Source organism: Serratia sp. CY74737 (assembly GCF_052166775.1).
Taxonomy (GTDB): Bacteria; Pseudomonadota; Gammaproteobacteria; order Enterobacterales; family Enterobacteriaceae; genus Serratia; species Serratia ureilytica.
Genome location: NZ_JBJNOF010000013.1, coordinates 175,037 through 191,878 on the forward strand (window position 1 = coordinate 175,037; position 16,842 = coordinate 191,878).

13 protein-coding genes are annotated in these 16,842 nt (G+C 60.5%); 4 read left to right on the forward strand and 9 right to left on the reverse strand.

Features of this window, described 5'->3' with window-relative positions; translation table 11 throughout:
- Nucleotides 1–2: 2 nt before the first annotated feature.
- Nucleotides 3–446, reverse strand: a complete 444-nt coding sequence (gene phnG, locus ACJ8PE_RS18305) for a phosphonate C-P lyase system protein PhnG (RefSeq protein WP_197793308.1) — start codon at nucleotides 444–446, stop codon at nucleotides 3–5.
- The gene (phnF, locus tag ACJ8PE_RS18310) at nucleotides 447–1,175 is read right to left on the reverse strand and encodes a phosphonate metabolism transcriptional regulator PhnF (RefSeq protein ID WP_015376439.1); all 729 of its coding nucleotides are present in this window, start codon (nucleotides 1,173–1,175) and stop codon (nucleotides 447–449) included. It abuts the gene before it with no gap.
- 227 nt (nucleotides 1,176–1,402) lie between these two features.
- Here phnF and ACJ8PE_RS18315 point away from each other — a divergent pair, with 227 nt between their 5' ends.
- On the forward strand, nucleotides 1,403–2,458 hold the full coding sequence (locus ACJ8PE_RS18315) for a permease (RefSeq protein WP_442536828.1): 1,056 nt from the start codon (nucleotides 1,403–1,405) through the stop codon (nucleotides 2,456–2,458).
- A gap of 41 nt (nucleotides 2,459–2,499) precedes the next feature.
- Entirely contained in the window at nucleotides 2,500–2,784 is a 285-nt protein-coding gene (locus ACJ8PE_RS18320) for a hypothetical protein (protein WP_197793326.1), read from the forward strand.
- Between the two features lie 130 nt (nucleotides 2,785–2,914).
- On the opposite strand, the gene ACJ8PE_RS18325 is transcribed toward ACJ8PE_RS18320, so the two are convergent.
- The 4 genes from ACJ8PE_RS18325 to ACJ8PE_RS18340 form a co-directional block, all read right to left on the reverse strand.
- Nucleotides 2,915–4,273 (reverse strand): hypothetical protein, encoded by a 1,359-nt coding sequence (locus ACJ8PE_RS18325; protein WP_232099423.1) that lies wholly within the window; start codon nucleotides 4,271–4,273, stop codon nucleotides 2,915–2,917.
- 464 nt (nucleotides 4,274–4,737) lie between these two features.
- Nucleotides 4,738–5,202, reverse strand: coding sequence for an anaerobic ribonucleoside-triphosphate reductase-activating protein (nrdG, locus tag ACJ8PE_RS18330; protein ID WP_041037638.1), 465 nt, complete (start codon nucleotides 5,200–5,202; stop codon nucleotides 4,738–4,740).
- A 168-nt stretch (nucleotides 5,203–5,370) separates the two neighbouring features.
- Nucleotides 5,371–7,509, reverse strand: a complete 2,139-nt coding sequence (nrdD, locus tag ACJ8PE_RS18335) for an anaerobic ribonucleoside-triphosphate reductase (protein ID WP_404769135.1) — start codon at nucleotides 7,507–7,509, stop codon at nucleotides 5,371–5,373.
- A gap of 244 nt (nucleotides 7,510–7,753) precedes the next feature.
- On the reverse strand, nucleotides 7,754–8,668 hold the full coding sequence (locus tag ACJ8PE_RS18340) for a LysR family transcriptional regulator (protein WP_033636854.1): 915 nt from the start codon (nucleotides 8,666–8,668) through the stop codon (nucleotides 7,754–7,756).
- Between the two features lie 106 nt (nucleotides 8,669–8,774).
- Here ACJ8PE_RS18340 and ACJ8PE_RS18345 point away from each other — a divergent pair, with 106 nt between their 5' ends.
- Nucleotides 8,775–9,299: an NAD(P)H-dependent oxidoreductase gene (locus tag ACJ8PE_RS18345; RefSeq protein WP_197793312.1), complete on the forward strand. Its 525-nt coding sequence runs from the start codon at nucleotides 8,775–8,777 to the stop codon at nucleotides 9,297–9,299.
- A gap of 28 nt (nucleotides 9,300–9,327) precedes the next feature.
- Here the strand turns inward: ACJ8PE_RS18345 and treC are convergent, their stop codons facing one another.
- From treC to treR, 3 genes are all read right to left on the reverse strand, one after another.
- Nucleotides 9,328–10,992 (reverse strand): alpha,alpha-phosphotrehalase, encoded by a 1,665-nt coding sequence (gene treC, locus ACJ8PE_RS18350; RefSeq protein ID WP_197793313.1) that lies wholly within the window; start codon nucleotides 10,990–10,992, stop codon nucleotides 9,328–9,330.
- A 67-nt stretch (nucleotides 10,993–11,059) separates the two neighbouring features.
- Nucleotides 11,060–12,475 carry a PTS trehalose transporter subunit IIBC gene (gene treB, locus ACJ8PE_RS18355; protein ID WP_197793314.1) on the reverse strand — a complete coding sequence of 472 codons (1,416 nt, stop codon included), beginning with the start codon at nucleotides 12,473–12,475 and terminating at the stop codon, nucleotides 11,060–11,062.
- 129 nt (nucleotides 12,476–12,604) lie between these two features.
- Nucleotides 12,605–13,552 carry a trehalose operon repressor TreR gene (gene treR / locus ACJ8PE_RS18360; protein WP_042783558.1) on the reverse strand — a complete coding sequence of 316 codons (948 nt, stop codon included), beginning with the start codon at nucleotides 13,550–13,552 and terminating at the stop codon, nucleotides 12,605–12,607.
- Nucleotides 13,553–13,976: 424 nt separating this feature from the next.
- Here treR and mgtA point away from each other — a divergent pair, with 424 nt between their 5' ends.
- Nucleotides 13,977–16,685 (forward strand): magnesium-translocating P-type ATPase, encoded by a 2,709-nt coding sequence (mgtA, locus tag ACJ8PE_RS18365; protein ID WP_197793315.1) that lies wholly within the window; start codon nucleotides 13,977–13,979, stop codon nucleotides 16,683–16,685.
- Nucleotides 16,686–16,842: the final 157 nt, after the last annotated feature.

The following is a 16,842-nucleotide window of genomic DNA, read 5'->3' on the forward strand; positions in this document are numbered from 1 at the left end:
GCTTAATCCCCTCGCACCAGCGTAAAGAAGTCCACCCGGCTGGCGGCGATCGTCCGGGTGCGCAGCTGGTGCTGTTCGTGCTGCAGCGCGGCCAGCGGCGCGATCAGCTGTTGTTGCAGGCGTTCGCCGTGTTCCGGCTGTTGCAGCAGCGCATCGGCCAGCGCGCACAGCTCGGCGTGCGCCTTGTCGCGCCCGGCGATATAGCTGTAGCCGTAGCCGCCGTTGTCCAGCTGCACTACCGCACGGGTGACCGTCATGTCCCCCAACACGAAGCGGCGGCCGGTGGCGCCCATGCGCCCCTGCAGCTGGGCCAGGCCGATCTCCGGCGCGCGGATGCTGCGGTAACCCGGGCTGAGGTTCAGCGCCTGCCAGTGGCTGCGCAGCTGCTCGGGCCGGCTGTGCGCCAGCACCGACATCCAGCGTTGTCTCGACTCTAAGGCGTGCATTCAGTGCTCCATCGTCAGTTCAATCATGTCGGCGCGGGCCAGGCTGACGGAGTATTCCGCCACGTCTTCGCCGCCGCTGCGGACGTTAAGGGTGCGCACGCACAGCAACGGCGCGTGGGTGGCGATCTCCAACAGCCGGCTCTCTTTGGCCTGCGCGCGGCGCGCGCTGATGCGCGTCTGGCGGCGGGTCAGCGGCTGCTGGAGGTGCTGTTCGATAAACTGGTGCAGCGAACCGCTGTGGAACTGCTGCAGCGCCGGCCACCAGTCCAGATCGGGCAGATAGTGGTCGATCACGCTCATCGGCACGCCGTTGACCCGGCGCAGGGTGCGCAGGTGGATCACCATTTCGCCTTCTTCACGCGAGAGCGCGCTGGCGACATGCCCATTGCACGGGCGCAAGACTGCGAGTAAGCGCTCACTGGTGGGGTGGCTGCCCTGCTCGAACAGGTTCTGGCTGAAGCGGGTATTGGCGTGCAGCGGGTAGTCGTAAGGCCGCATCAGCACCAGAATGCCGACGCCGTGGCGGCGCTGCAGCCAGCCGCGCTCCACCAGCTGATCCACCGCGCGGCGCAGGGTGTGGCGATTGACTTGGTAACGCTCGGCCAGCTGCTGTTCAGAAGGCAGGTAGTCGCCGCAGCGGTATTGCGTGCGCAGCTCCTGTTCCAGCTGCGCGGCGATCTGCTGATAGCGGGTGGGGTAAGTGGTCGGATGTCTAGATAACTCCATCATAATAAAAACCTCGTCATGCCGATGGCGGTGCGATGAAGACGGAAGCGGTGCGTTTCATCGTGCGTCTACCCTGTGGTTTTCACGTTGGCATCATGGTGCCGGGCGCAGATGACAATCGCGTTACGCGTCGGTGGCGAACAGATGAACTATTTAGGACAGCCCGGGCGTGCACGGGCGGCGGCGGCGCGCTATGCTGGCGCCTTTGTTGACTGACTCTGGCCGCGACCATGCCGCAACCTCTGAACGCCCCTGAACACGCCCCACGCGCCTGGCCGCTGTGGAAACCGATCCTGTTTCTGCTGGTGGTGGCCGTCGGCCTCTACTACGTCAAATGGCAGCCTTACTACGGCAAAGCCTTCGTGGCGGCGGACAGCCACTCGATCGGCAAATCGATCCTGGCCGACGGCGCTGCGAGCCCCTGGCTGGCGGCCTGGCAGTACGCGCTGGTCTACTTCACCGCGGTGTGGAAGGCGGCGCTGCTCGGGGTGCTGTTAGGTTCGCTGGTGCAGGTGCTGATCCCGCGCGACTGGCTGGCGCGCACGCTCGGCTACCGGCGTTTTTCCGGCACCGTGCTGGGGGCGCTGATCGCGCTGCCGGGCATGATGTGCACCTGCTGCGCCGCACCGGTTGCCGCCGGCATGCGCCGCCAGTCGGTGTCCAGCGGCGCCGCGCTGGCCTTTTGGCTCGCCAACCCGGTATTGAACCCGGCGACGCTGGTGTTCATGGGATTTGTGCTCGGTTGGCCGTTCGCCGCCATCCGCCTGGTGGCAGGTGTGGTGATGGTGCTGGGCATCGCCTGGCTGGTGCAGCGCGTGACCGCCAATGACCCGCAACCCGCCGCGCCGCAGCCGCCGGTGATGACGGCGCAGAGCGACGAGCAACCGTTCCTTGTCCGCTGGGGCAAAGCGCTGTGGGCGCTGTTTTGGTCGACCATCCCGATCTATGTGCTGGCGGTGCTGGCGCTGGGCGCGGCGCGGGTCTGGCTGTTCCCGCACGCCGACGGCGCCGTCGACAATAGCCTGCTGTGGATCATCGCGCTGGCGATCGTCGGCTGCCTGTTCGTTATCCCCACCGCGGCGGAGATCCCGATCGTGCAGACCATGATGCTGGCGGGCATGGGCGCAGGCCCGGCGCTGGCGCTGCTGATGACCCTGCCGGCGGTCAGCCTGCCTTCGCTGCTGATGCTCAACAAGGCCTTCTCTGCCCGGGCGCTGTGCCTGACGGCGGCGCTGGTGGCGCTGTGCGGCGTGCTGACCGGCGTGGTGGGGATGGGGCTGGTGTAACGGATTCGTGACCTGATGCTGTCTCAAAGGAGGAAATGAGAATGGAACAGCGGAATAAACCTGAAATGGACGTACAGGTGATGTTGCTGGAGCAAGCGCTGCGTGAGAGGGTAGATGCCGCCTTTGAACGTTTAAGAAACGGCACCGCGGTTTATCTCAGCCATTCGGAGGCAGAAAAACGAATGGCTTTATTTAAGGGGGCGTTATTGGCGAGGGGGGTGAGGGGGCTTAGCTCTGGGGCTGGGCTGTCAGGTTTTGTGGGTAGAAGACTGCGTTATCTACCAGGCGGCTTTGAGCGAGAAGCGGACACACAGGATGTGAATTAAGAACTTGTTTATTCGAAATGTTAATCTGATCAACCTAAAATAGACATAGGTGGTGAAGTTGATAAAAAGCAGGATATCATAATGCCTATACTGTGTTAATTCAGAATAATTATATTATTTTGTTCGCTAATTAAACTTTCAATGAGGATACCAGAGAGTCTTTTCTTATAACATGATCTTTTCGCAATAACACAAGCTCAAGCGCTGCATAGGGTTCAAGAGATTTTTCTATAATGCTCTCTTCATCGATAAGCTCATCAAAAGAAGAAGGCCTCTTCAAGGATTTAAATTCTTTTAATATATTTTGATATTGCTCTGACAAACCATAATGTTGTGCTATTTCCATGAATAGATCCCGATAATATATTGGTTTTTTAATCGGGTATGAATCGACGATTTCGGCAAGAGTACTTAAAACAAGAATGTGAAACGTCTGAAAAGGCCATAGTTGTTCATGTTTTCGATTCATTTTCAGGTGTCGTGGGAAAGAGGGTCCTTTCTTGTCTAATACTGGTTTGAAAAGATGTCTCTTAATCATCCATTCTTTCCAAAACGAATAGTGTTTCTTGAAAAATGTGTTGTATCCGTTTGAGTACTCGGAGGCTAGCGATTCAACCTCTTCTTTTATATGACGTAATTTTTCGATATTAATTAACTCTAGTATATATTGGCTCCTTCTTTTCTGAATGCTTACCTCTACAGAAGGATGTTTCAACCATGAGCAATGAATGACGTTAGATTCATCGTCAAAGTAATTACATATCGCATATTTATCAGCAAGAGGCAGCAATTCAGGAATACAGCTTGAGTATGAATAAGCAACTCTGATCGTTCTGCCTCCAGTAACTACATCGAGAATGACACACTCATCAGACTCAAACATCAGCGAGACTTTTTGACATGTAACGGTGCGAGCAGTAAATACCTCTCGATTTATGTTATGCGTATTACCATTGTGTTCGAGTTCTATGTCTTGACGTATGCAGGGGAGATACAGCGTTTTATCTTTCATAGAACGCTTAACGAGTTCGTGTACTTTAGATTCTCTTTCAGCTTTGGCTCGCTGCTTTTCTTGTTCAACCTTTTCCAAATGCTTGAGCTTCTTTTCCTCTAGAGCTGAGTGGTAGATCCATTTGTAGTCTACGCTGTTAACTTTTAGTAGAGCGATCCATTCGTCAATGCTCCTGTTTTCATTAGGTGGAAAACGGTACTCAATCGAGTCAATCTGCTGGTCGATATAATATTGTCTCTTCTCTTCATCACATTCATGGGTAACCCAGACTTCGATTGCTACATCACCAACACCTGTTTCTAGGTACACATCTGCCCAGTATTTGCCGATCTTGTACTCAAGGGATGATTTACTGACGTCTGTGGTAAATTCAGGAACAAAGAAGTCAGTATCATCTAGGGATAACGAATTTTGGGGAAGGGTAAACTTGGATATCGATAAGAAGTGTTGTTGCATCCCGATGTGCAACTGTGTCATTTGACAGTCTCGGCTTTCTTCTTTTGTTGTATGCGAGAAATGGTGTCTGACTACCCTACCGTTGTTCTTTGCTACCAGAGCGTCCCCACAGTTCTTACAGATGCATTCACAGCGTTTGCCGTTAGGAACGGAATCAACGTGAACAATCTTGTTTGTATTTTTATGGAGGGCATACTCAAATAGCATTTATTCTTTTAGCATCCTTGTTCAGATATGACGCTGATTGGCCTTCATTTGTCCTATTCTTGATTAGAAGAGTTCTTTTCCAACTGATCGGCCCATTCTTGCATCATTGCCTTCCTTTCATCAAGGTAATGTAAACACCCACGTATAACCGTGCCATGTGATTTTAGATATCTTGACTGAATGTGTCGTAATGTTCGCAACATCCGCTCCTGGCACAACGCAGCCCATCAGATTAACGCCGTGCCGTAGCGCTGCCAGATCGAGTCTGTGCAGCTAGCTCAACGCAACCTATGCACCACCTGGTTGCTGCTGCCGCGCCAAATCAGCGCCGGGTCTTTCAAATCCTGCACGAACTTGCCGTCGATCAGCACGTTGATCCTGTCTACTACCTGCATTTGCTGCGCGTCCAACTCCGCCAGCCGGTAGCCGGTCCACAGCCAGATATCCTTGCCGGGGCACTCGGCGCGCACCCGTTTCACCAACTGCAAGATGCTCGGGACGTTGGCCGGATGCAGCGGATCGCCGCCGGAGAGCGACAGCCCCTGGCGCGGCACGCGGGTATCGTTCAGATCGGCGATGATGCGGTCTTCCAGTGCCGGGGTAAACGGCTGGCCGGAGTTGAGCCGCCAGGTGCTTTTGTTGTAGCAGCCGGGGCACTGGTGCACGCAGCCGGCGACAAACAGCGTGCAGCGGGTGCCGGGGCCGTTGACGACGTCGATCGGGTAGTACTGGTGATAATTCATGTGAGACCTGCCCATCAGGCTATTTTACTGGCCATTTTGCCTCCGGCCAGTGCTCCCAATCCTCACGTACTGCGTGTACGCTCCGGTTGGTGCGCGCTGGCCGAAGGCAAACTGGCGGCGACAATCACGCCTGATGAACAGGCTTCTGCATAAGCTGCGCGGTGCTTTTCAGCCGAGCTGCCCGTTGCCGAGGTGTTTCACCCGGCGTTTCACCTCTTCCTGCTTGCCGGCGTTGAACGGCCGGGCATCGGGGCTGCCGAGATAGCCGCACACCCGGCGGGTGACCGAGACCTTAGCCGAGTCGTGATTGCCGCATTTCGGGCAGGTGAAGCCCTTGCTGGTGCAGGAGAATTCACCGGTGAAGCTGCACTCGTAGCACTCGTCGATCGGCGTGTTGGTGCCGTAGTAAGGCACCCGGGTGTAGCTGTAGTCCCACACGTCTTCCAGCGCCTTCAGGTTGTGCTGCAGGTTCGGGTACTCGCCGTAGCAGATGAAGCCGCCGCTGGCCAACGGCGGGTAGGGCGCTTCGAAGTCCAGCTTGTCGTACGGATTGACCTTCTTCTCCACGTCGAGGTGGAAGCTGTTGGTGTAATAGCCCTTGTCGGTGACGCCGGGCACCACGCCGAAATCGGCGGTGTCCAGCCGGCAGAAGCGATCGCACAGGTTCTCGCTCGGCGTGCTGTAGAGGCTGAAGCCGTAGCCGGTCTCGTCTTTCCAGGCGTCGACGGCGGCGCGCAGCTGCGCGACGATCGCCACCGCTTTGGCGCGCAGCGCCTCGTCGTCATACACGTGGTTTTTGCCGCCGAACAGCGCGTTGATGGTCTCGTGCAGGCCGATGTAGCCCAGCGAAATCGAGGCGCGGCCATTCTTGAAGATATCCGCGATGTTGTCGTCGGCCTTAAGCCGCACGCCGCAGGCGCCTTCCATGTACAAGATTGGCGCCACCCGCGCCTTGATGCCTTCCAGCCGGGCGATGCGCGTCATCAGGGCCTTTTTCGCCAGCTGCAGGCGCTGATCCAGCAGCGCCCAGAAGCGCGACTCATCGCCCATCGCCTCCAGCGCGATGCGCGGCAGGTTGAGGCTGATGACGCCGATGTTGTTGCGGCCGTCGTGCACCAGTTCGCCGTCCTGCTCGTAGGTGCCGAGGAAGCTGCGGCAGCCCATCGGCGTTTTGAACGAGCCGGTGACTTTAACCACTTGATCGTAGTTGAGGATGTCCGGGTACATGCGCTTGCTGGCGCACTCCAGCGCCAGCTGCTTGATGTCGTAGTTCGGATCGCCGTACTGGTGGTTGAGGCCGTCGCGGATGGCGAACACCAGTTTGGGGAACACGGCGGTCTTGCGGTTTTTGCCCAGCCCGGCGATGCGGTTTTTCAGGATCGAGCGCTGGATCAGGCGCGACTCCCAGCTGGTGCCAAGGCCGAAGCCGAAGGTGACGAACGGCGTCTGGCCATTGGCGGTGTGCAGGGTGTTGACCTCGTACTCCAGCGACTGGAAGGCGTCGTAACACTCTTTATCGGTGCGCGCCATGGCATAGCCTTTGGCATCCGGGATCTGCCACTCTTCCGCCACCTGCAGGTGTTTGCGGAAGCTCTCGTCGACGAACGGCGCCAGAATTTCATCGATGCGGTTGATGGTGGTGCCGCCATAAATATGGCTGGCGACCTGGGCGATGATCTGTGCGGTCACGGCGGTGGCGGTGGAGATCGACTTCGGCGGCTCAATCTCGGCGTTGCCCATCTTGAAGCCGTTGGTCAGCATGCCTTTCAGATCGATCAGCATGCAGTTGAACATCGGGAAGAACGGCGAGTAGTCGAGATCGTGGTAGTGAATTTCGCCGCGTTCATGGGCCAGCACCACGTCGCGCGGCAGGATGTGCTGCTTGGCGTAGTGTTTGGCGACGATGCCCGCCAGCAGGTCGCGCTGGGTGGGGATCACCTTGCTGTCCTTGTTGGCGTTTTCGTTCAGCAGCGCGCGGTTGCTTTGCTCGACCAGGCCGCGAATTTCCTGGTTCAGGCGGCCGCGCAGCTCGCGCGCCACGTCGCGATCGTGGCGGTATTCGATATAGGCGCGCGCCAGCTGTTTGTACTCGCCGGCCATCAGCTGGTTTTCCACCGCCTGCTGGATCTCGTGGATATCGACGCGCGGCTGCTGCTCCATGCGCTGAGCGACCACGCGGGCGACGGTGGCGCAGTAGTCGGCGTCGACCACGCCCACCGCCAGCGCGGCGCGCTCGATGGCCTGCGCGATGCGCGCTTCGTCAAAAGGTACCTGGCAACCGTCCCGCTTAATCACTACTGGTTTCACGTTGTACTCCTTGTTCCCCGAGGGAGCGTTCATACCCGCCTGGCGTGGCGAGCAACCGTCAAATTTCGCTTATCCACAGGGCAAAGCCGCAGCGCGCAAGGGCTGTGGCGGCGTGTGGATGATTTTGTGGATAACTACTATATATAGGTGTTCGCAATTCTTAATGCACTATATATAGATATTGGCGAGATTCTTTTGATGTAGAACAAGGAAAACGGAAGAGCGTGCGCAAGCTGAACAGTCGTCAATCGCTCACTGGCCGATCGCGAAAATGCGCCAGCAGAAAATCAACCCAGACGCGCACCCGCGGCGGCAGATCCGCCGAGGCGTAATAGAGCCACAGCTGCACCGGGCGCGGCCAGCACTCCGCCAGCACCGGCCGCAGCGTGCCCTGCTCAAAGTGCTTTTCGAGGTACCAGCGCGCCAGGTTGACGATGCCCAGCCCGGCCAGCGCCGCATCCAGCAACATTTCCGGGCGGCTCACCACCAATCGGCCGTTCAGATCCAGCGCCAGCGTTTCGCCCTGATGGCGCAGCTGCCATTTGACGTGGCGGCCGTTGCTGGGGTTGCGGTGCAGCAGGCAGTCGTGTCGCAGCAGATCGTGCGGCGTTTGCGGTTCACCGCGCCGCGCCAGATAGTCGGGCGACGCCGCCAGCACCATGTGCATCGGGTAGAGCGGGCGGGCCACCAGCCGGCTGTCGGGATCGACCCGGCTGCCGATGCCGACGTCGAAGCCTTCGCCCACCAGATTCACCACCCGGGCGTCCAGCGACAGATCGAGATCGATCTGCGGGTAGCGCGCCAGAAATTGCGGGATCAACGGCATCAGCATCTGGCGGCCGAAGCCGGGGATCATCGTGACGCGCACCACCCCGGCCGGCGCCTGCCGCTCGCCGCCGGCGCTTTCCAGCGTCGCCGCCAACGCCTGCCACAGCGGCGCCACCTGCGCCAGCAGCGCTTTGCCCTCGTCGGTCAGCAGCACGTTGTGGGTGTTGCGCTGAAACAGCCGCAGCGCCAGCTTCTCTTCCAGCGCGCGGATGTTTTTGCTGACCGCCGCCGGCGTGACGCCCAGCTGGCGGGCGGCGGCGGAGAAATTTTGCGCCTGCGCGGCGGCGAGGAAGGCCGGCAGCAGGCGGTGCACGTCAAAGGGCAGCGACATAGTGGTTGATACTTTCGGTTGAAATTGAAGTGACCTTGAACAGCCTACACCCGAAGCGGCAGAAATGGAAAAATGCCTCATCTTCTTTACGTTTAAGGAATCCTTTATGTCACGCATTTTAGTGTTAACCGCCCACCGCACCCCCGACGAGTCACGCATCAACCAGGCGCTGATCGAGGCCGTGCGCCCGCTGCCTAACGTGACCGTGCACGAGCTGATCCGCGCTTACCCGGATTACCGCATCGACGTGGCGTGCGAACAGGAGCTGCTGGAAAGCCACGATGCGGTGGTGATGATGTTCCCGTTTTTCTGGTACAGCTCGCCGGCGATCCTGCGCGAATGGCAGGACGCGGTATTAACCTATGGTTTCGCCTACGGCAGCGAGGGCACCAAACTGCACGGCAAGCCGCTGCAGCTGGTGGTGAGCACCGGCGGCAACGCGCAGGCCTACACGCCGGCAGGCTACAACCGCTATCCGGTGCAGGATCTGCTGCTGCCGTTCCACGCGCTGGCTAACCTGACCGGCATGGATTATCTGCCGCCGCACCTGGTGCAGGGCGTGAGCGACATGAGCGATGAGCAGTTGGCGCAAGAGGCCGCCGGGGTGGTGGCGCTGATGGGGACATTGTAGGGCGCAGCGTTCGCCGCGCCCTGCGGGGTCAGTCTTCGAGCAGCCACCATACCGCTTCGAACGGCCGCAGCGTCAGCGCCTGCGGCTGATCCGCCGAGTCGCTGTAGTTGCTCATCAGCGGGCGCCACTGGGCAGAGGCTTCCACGCCATCCGCCGCCCAGGCCAGCGGTTCGCGGCTCAGGTTGGCCACCACCAGCAGGCGCTGGCCGTTCCAGCTGCGCTGATAGCACCACAGCGCCGGGTGATCCGGCGCCAGATCCTGATAGTCGCCGTGGGTTAGCAGCGGATACTGCTTGCGCAGGATGATCAGCTGGCGGTAGGCGTAAAACACCGAGTCGAGATCGGCCAGCGCCGCGTCGGCGTTGATCTGCGGGTAGTTCTCGGCGCAGCCGATCCACGGCGTGCCGGTGGTGAAACCGGCGTGCGGCGCGGCGCTCCACTGCATCGGCGTGCGGCCGTTGTCGCGCGATTTGTCCGCCAGGATCGCCAGCAGTTCGGCGTCGCCGTGGCCCTGGGTGCTCAGCTCGGCGTACATGTTCAGGCTTTCCACGTCGCGGTACTGCTCGATGGCGCGGAAGCCGGGGTTGGTCATGCCGATCTCTTCACCCTGGTAGATATAAGGCGTGCCCTGCATGCCGTGCAGCACCATCGCCAGCATTTTGGCGGCCGGCACCCGCAGTGCGCCTTCATCGCCGAAGCGCGACACGATGCGCGGCTGATCGTGGTTACACCAGAACAGCGCGTTCCAGGCGCGGTTATGCATCCCTTGCTGCCAGTGGCGGAAGATCTGCTTTAACTCCACGTAATCCGGCGCCGCCCGCGTCCATTTTTCGCCGCCGGCGTAGTCTACCTTCAGGTGGTGGAAGTTGAAGGTCATCGACAGCTCTTCGCCGCTCTGCGCCGCGTACTGCTGGCAATGCTCAAGCGTGGTGGAAGACATCTCGCCCACCGTCATCAGGCCGCGTGGCTGGAACACGTCGCGGCTCATTTCCTGCAGGAATTCGTGAATGCGCGGGCCGTCGGTGTAGAAGCGGCGGCCGTCGCCCTGGCTGTCGGACGGGAAGTCCTGCTGCTTGGACACCAGATTGATCACGTCGAGGCGCAGGCCGTCGACGCCTTTGTCCGCCCAGAACTGACACACTTTCTTCAGCTCTTCGCGCACCGGCGGGTGTTCCCAGTTGAGATCCGCCTGCTCGACGGCAAACAGGTGCAGATAGTACTGGCCGCTGTCGGCGTGCCACTGCCAGGCGTTGCCGCCGAACTTGGAGCGCCAGTTGTTCGGCGGCGTATCGCCTTCGCCGTCGCGCCAGACGTAGAACTGGCGATACGGGCTGTGGCGATCTTGCGCGGCCTTGAACCACGGATGCTCGGTCGAGGTGTGGTTGAACACCATGTCCATCACGATGCGGATGCCGCGCCGGTGGGCTGCAGCGATCAGCTGCTCGAAGTCCGCCATGGTGCCGTAAGCCGGATCGATGGCGCAGTAGTCGGCCACGTCATAGCCGTTGTCCACCTGCGGCGATACGTAGACCGGCGTCAGCCAGATGGCGTCGACGCCCAGCTCCTGCAGATAGTCCAGCCGCCGGGTCACGCCGGCCAAATCGCCGTAGCCGTTGCCGGTGCTGTCCTGAAAACTCTTCGGATAAATTTGGTAGATGACGCCGTTCTGCCACCAGGGGGTTGGGTTGCTCATAGTTCAATACCTTTGAATCGTGACAACGGGCCTGCGTAAGCAGGCCCCTACATTCATTTTGCGTCAATCAAACCGGCAGCTCGCCGCGGGCGGCCTTGCGTTTGTAGACCATGATGGTCAGCACCAGCGGGATGACGATCGCCACCAGAATCGCCAGCGAGTAAATCAGCCAGAACTGCGGCTTGATAGACAGAATGCCCGGCAGGCCACCGACGCCGATGCCGTTGGCCATCACGCCGTCCAGCCCGCAGATAAGGCCGGCGATCGCGGAGCCGATCATCGCGCACAGCATTGGGAAGCGGTATTTGAGGTTGATGCCGTACATCGCCGGTTCGGTCACGCCGAGGTAGGCGGAGATCGCCGCCGGCACCGAGATTTCACGCTCGTTGGCCTTGCGGCTGATGATGATGATGCCGAGCACCGCCGAGGCCTGCGCGATGTTGGACAGCGCAATCAGCGGCCACACCGGGGTGCCGCCCATGCTCTGGATCATCTGCATGTCGATAGCCAGCGTGGTCTGGTGCACGCCGGTGATCACCAGCGGCGCATACAGGAAGCCGAACAGTGCGGCGCCCACCGGCGCGAAGCTGCCGGTCATCACCGATTTCACCGCCCAGGCGACGCCGTCGCCGATCATGCGGCCGAACGGCCCGATCAGCGCGTGCGCCAGGAACACCGCCAGCAGCAGCGAGACCACCGGCACCACCACCAGATAGAGATAGTCGGGAACGATCTTTTTCAGCCGGGTTTCGATCCAGCCCAGCGCCATGCCCGCCAGGATCGACGGGATAACCTGCGCCTGATAGCCCACTTTCTGGATCACGAACCAGCCGAAGTTCCACACTTCCGGCGTTTGCTGGCCGAGCAGGTAGGAGTTCATCAGCTGCGGCGACACCAGGGTGATGCCAAGCACGATGCCGAGCACCGGGGTGCCGCCCATCTTTTTCACCGTCGACCAGCAGATGGCCACCGGCAGGAACATGAAGATCGCTTCACCGAGCAGCCACAGGAAGTCGTAAACGGTTTTCCACGCCGGGTGCATCTGCGCCAGCGTTTGGCCGCCGGACATCGGGATGTCGCCGATCACGTTGCGGAAGCCGAGGATCAGACCGCCGCTGATCAGCGCCGGCAGCAGCGGGAAGAAGATCTCGGCGAAGTGGGAGATGGTGCGCTCGGTCCAGGTCATGTTCTGGCGCGCGGCCACCTTGGCCTGCTCCTTGTCGGCCTCGTTGACGCCGGTGCTGGCGATCAGCGCCTGATAGTAGTCGCCGACGTCGGTGCCGATCACCACCTGGAACTGCCCGGCGTTGGTGAAGCAACCCTTGACCATCGGCAGCTCTTCGATCTCTTTCGGTTTCGCCTTGTTGGGATCGTTGAGGACGAAACGCAGCCGGGTAATGCAATGGCTGACGGTGGCGATGTTCTCGCGGCCGCCGACCAAAACAATCAGGCGATCAATATCCTGCTGTTTTACTTTGCTCATTATGGGATACCTGCAGAGGTGTTGACTGAGTAATGATCAAAGCTTAGCCACTCGGCATTTTGAATGAAATGGGAACGTTCCCGGTTTGGGGCGAGGATCACAAAATGACGAAAAATGGTCAACTTCCGATCAGGAAAGTTTGCTGGGCACCACCAGGCGGCGGATCCCCTGTTCGCCGCTGAGCTGCGCCAGCAGCTGCTGCGCGGCCAGCAGGCCGGCGCTGCCGTAGCCGAACTCCACCGACAGGGTGTCGGGGAACAGGAAGCTGAGCAGCGGGGTGTTGCCGATGGCGCATACCTGGATGGCGCGCGTCGGTTGTTGTTGCAGGTATTTGATCGCCCCGAGGGCGATGCTGTCGGAGGCGCAAATCAGCGCGCTGGTATGCGCGTCAATCACTTCGGCGGCGTGCTGGAAACCGCTCTGGTAGCTCAGTTCGCCCAGCGTTGCGCGCGGCGTGAGCGTGAGGCGTTCACAGGCGTCGAGATAGGCCTGATAGCGGCGCTGGCCGGTGGTGGCGTCGCTGAGCTGCACCCCCAGATAGCCGATATGCCGATGCCCTTGCTGATACAGGCGATCCATCAACAGGTTCACCGCGCCGGCGTCGTCGTAGCAGACGGACGAGAAGCCGTCGTATTCGCGCACCATCACCACCATTTTTTCCTGCCACGGCTTGAGCATCGCCGCGGTCAGGCCGGTGAAGCCGAACAGGATCACGCCGTCGACGTTGCGCTGATGCAGTACGTGCAGATGCTCCTGCACCAGGCGGGTTTCGAACTGGCTCTCCATCACGATCGGATCGAAGCCTTGCTGATACAGCAGCGGCAGCATGGTGCGTACCGCCTGGTTTTCCGACGGCGAGTCGAGACGGGAAACGATGATGCCCACCACTTTGTCGCTTTGGCCGCGCATGGCGCGCGCCGACTTGGAGGGCGTAAACCCTTGCTGACGGATCACCGCTTCCACCCGTTCACGGGTTTGCGGGCTCACGCTGCCTTCATTGTTCAGCACGCGTGAGACGGTGGATTTGCCTACGCCGCTCAGGCGCGCGATGTCCTTGATGGTCAGCCGGTTTTGCATGGTTTACTTTTCGTTGAGGTGGACAGGCGTAACATAAAGGCCTGTAAAACAATGCCCGTCAGCATAGCTCATTTTCCGACGCGGATCTTGATGCAAAACGGGATTGTGACATTGCGATGAACGGCCGCTCCTGCCGCTCTGTTTTTCCCTTTACCGGAGGTTATTCCCCATATGGACCCCGACCCGACTGCTTTAGACACTCACTCGGTTCTCCGGTAAAACCTCTCCGCCTGGCGCTGCTGTTTTACCGGTGAAGTACATCACGGTAACCGGTAGCGCGCGCTTCGTCGTTCGCTCCTGCTGCTGAAAAAAAGAATAAGGATCTGCGTTGGCAGAGGCTTTTTGGCGCACCCGCCATTCGCCCGGCCGATGACGATCCCCGTTTACCCGCTGCCGTGAGGCACCGGGCGACGAGGTGCGACCCATGAAACTGAAAAAACTCCCCCGTCAGCTGCTGGGCCTGTTCGCCCGCGGCCTCCCGCGCCGTTTGGTGCGCCGCGACAGCCTGCTGGACAGCGTCGGCGGCGCTGCGCGCGACATGCCGGCCGGCCTGGCGCAGCAGCGGCTGGAATGCGCCGCCGCAGAAACGATGCAGCTCTTTGAGCGTTTTCACAGCCACCCGGAAGGCATCACCGCCCATGAGGCGGAACAGGTGCGCCAGCGCTGCGGCGAGAACGTCATCGACGATCAGCAGAAAGAGGCCTGGTGGCAACACCTCTGGCACTGCTACCGCAACCCGTTCAACCTGCTGCTGACCGCGCTCGGCATGATCTCTTACGCCACCGAGGATCTGACCGGCGCCTTGGTGATCGCGCTGATGGTGCTGATCTCTACGCTGCTGAACTTCATCCAGGAGGCGCGATCCAACCGGGCGGCCGACGCGCTGAAGGCCATGGTGAGCAACACCGCCACGGTGATCCGCAGCGATGCGCTCACCGGCAAGAGTGAGCACGTGGAGCTGCCGATCGCGCAGCTGGTGCCGGGCGATATCATCAAACTGGCGGCCGGCGACATGATCCCGGCGGATCTGCGCGTGCTGTCGGCCAAGGATCTGTTCATCAGCCAGGCGGCGCTGACCGGCGAATCGCTGCCGGTGGAAAAATCCGCCGCGCCGCAGTTGCCGGCGGCCGATCCGCTCGACTGCCCGAACCTGTGCTTCATGGGCACCAACGTGGTCAGCGGCACCGCGCTGGCGATGGTGATCGGCACCGGCGGCGGCACCTATTTCGGCCAGCTGGCGCAGCGCGTCACCAGCCAGGATGAGCAGCCGAACGCCTTCCAGAGCGGCATCAGCAAGGTCAGCTGGCTGCTGATCCGTTTTATGCTGGTGATGACGCCGATCGTGCTGCTGATCAACGGCTACACCAAGGGCGACTGGTGGGAGGCGGCGCTGTTCGCGCTGTCGGTGGCGGTCGGGCTGACGCCGGAGATGCTGCCGATGATCGTCACCTCGACGCTGGCCAAAGGGGCGGTGAAGCTGTCGCGCCAGAAGGTGATCGTCAAACGTCTGGACGCCATCCAGAACTTCGGCGCGATGGACATTCTGTGCACCGACAAGACCGGCACCCTGACCCAGGACAAGATCGTGCTGGAGCGCCATACCGACGTGTTCGGCGCCAGCAGCGAGCGGGTGCTGCGCTACGCCTGGCTGAACAGCTTCTACCAGACTGGGCTGAAAAACCTGCTCGACGTGGCGGTGCTGAGCTGCGCGGAGCAAAATCAGCAGCCGCAGGCGCTGCAAAACTACCGCAAGGTGGATGAGATCCCGTTCGACTTCGTGCGCCGCCGCATGTCGGTGGTGGTGGCCAAAGACAACGAGTATCACGAGCTGGTGTGCAAGGGCGCGCTGGAAGAGATGCTGGCGATTTGCAGCCACGTGCGCCTCGAAGACGAGGTGATCCCGCTGAGCGAGGCGCTGCTGGCGAGGATCCGCCGCATCACCGACGATCTCAACCAGCAGGGGCTGCGGGTGGTGGCGGTGGCCAACAAGATCCTGCCGGCGCAAACCCATGAATACGGCGTGGCGGACGAGTCGGATCTGATCCTCGAAGGCTACGTCGCCTTCCTCGATCCGCCGAAGGAAAGCACCGCGCCGGCGCTGGCGGCGCTGAAACAGAACGGCGTCACGGTGAAGATCCTCACCGGCGACAACGAACTGGTTGCCGCCAAAGTGTGCCGTGACGTCGGGCTCGAGGCCGAGCACCTGCTGCGCGGCAGCGAGATCGAGCAGATGGACGACGAGCAGCTGGCGCAGGCGGCGGCGCGCACCACGGTGTTCGCCAAGCTGACGCCGCTGCACAAGGAGCGGATCGTCAAACTGCTGCGCCGCCAGGGGCACGTGGTGGGCTTTATGGGCGATGGCATCAATGACGCGCCGGCGCTGCGCGCGGCCGATATCGGCATCTCCGTCGATTCGGCGGTGGACATCGCCAAGGAAGCGGCGGACATCATCCTGCTGGAAAAAAGCCTGATGGTGCTGGAGCAGGGGGTGATCGAAGGGCGCCGCACCTTCGCCAACATGCTGAAATACATCAAGATGACCGCCAGCTCCAACTTCGGCAACGTGTTCAGCGTGCTGATCGCCAGCGCCTTCCTGCCGTTTTTGCCGATGCTGCCGCTGCACCTGTTGATTCAGAACCTGATGTACGACATCTCGCAGATCGCCATCCCGTTCGATAATGTCGACGACGATCAGATCACCCAGCCGCAGCGCTGGAACTCTGCCGATTTGGGGCGGTTTATGGTGTTCTTTGGGCCGATCAGTTCGATCTTCGACGTGCTGACCTTCAGCCTGATGTGGTGGGTATTCAAGGCCAACACGCCGGAAATGCAGACGCTGTTCCAGTCCGGCTGGTTCGTGGAAGGGCTGCTGTCTCAGACGCTGATCGTGCACATGATCCGCACGCGCAAAATTCCGTTTATCCAGAGCCGCCCGTCCTGGCCGCTGTGCATCATGACGCTGGCGGTGATCGCCACCGGCATCGGCCTGGTGTTCTCGCCGCTGGCCGGCTTCCTGCAGCTGCAGGCGCTGCCGCTCGGTTACTTCCCGTGGCTGGTGCTGATCCTCGCCGGGTACATGGTGCTGACCCAGTGCGTGAAAGGCTGGTTCGTGCGCCGCTACGGCTGGCAATAACCCGTTCGCCCCCTCCGGCCGGGAGGGGGCAACTGTGATCCCGTCCGCTTTTTCACCGCAACGGTTGGACATCTGTTCTGTGCTGAGTCTTTATCTACAGCGTTGGCTGTTTTTCCCTGCGCCTTTCAAGCCACCGCGTTGTTGGCTGTACGCCTGC

Excerpts from the sequence above, each read along its gene's own strand:
- ACJ8PE_RS18325 (WP_232099423.1), bottom strand. The coding sequence starts at position 4,273 with ATGACACAGTTGCACATCGGGATGCAACAACACTTCTTATCGATATCC.
- ACJ8PE_RS18320 (WP_197793326.1), top strand. The coding sequence starts at position 2,500 with ATGGAACAGCGGAATAAACCTGAAATGGACGTACAGGTGATGTTGCTG.
- mgtA (WP_197793315.1), top strand. The coding sequence starts at position 13,977 with ATGAAACTGAAAAAACTCCCCCGTCAGCTGCTGGGCCTGTTCGCCCGC.
- treR (WP_042783558.1), bottom strand. The coding sequence starts at position 13,552 with ATGCAAAACCGGCTGACCATCAAGGACATCGCGCGCCTGAGCGGCGTA.
- ACJ8PE_RS18315 (WP_442536828.1), top strand. The coding sequence starts at position 1,403 with ATGCCGCAACCTCTGAACGCCCCTGAACACGCCCCACGCGCCTGGCCG.
- treB (WP_197793314.1), bottom strand. The coding sequence starts at position 12,475 with ATGAGCAAAGTAAAACAGCAGGATATTGATCGCCTGATTGTTTTGGTC.
- ACJ8PE_RS18340 (WP_033636854.1), bottom strand. The coding sequence starts at position 8,668 with ATGTCGCTGCCCTTTGACGTGCACCGCCTGCTGCCGGCCTTCCTCGCC.
- treC (WP_197793313.1), bottom strand. The coding sequence starts at position 10,992 with ATGAGCAACCCAACCCCCTGGTGGCAGAACGGCGTCATCTACCAAATT.
- phnG (WP_197793308.1), bottom strand. The coding sequence starts at position 446 with ATGCACGCCTTAGAGTCGAGACAACGCTGGATGTCGGTGCTGGCGCAC.
- ACJ8PE_RS18345 (WP_197793312.1), top strand. The coding sequence starts at position 8,775 with ATGTCACGCATTTTAGTGTTAACCGCCCACCGCACCCCCGACGAGTCA.
- phnF (WP_015376439.1), bottom strand. The coding sequence starts at position 1,175 with ATGATGGAGTTATCTAGACATCCGACCACTTACCCCACCCGCTATCAG.
- nrdG (WP_041037638.1), bottom strand. The coding sequence starts at position 5,202 with ATGAATTATCACCAGTACTACCCGATCGACGTCGTCAACGGCCCCGGC.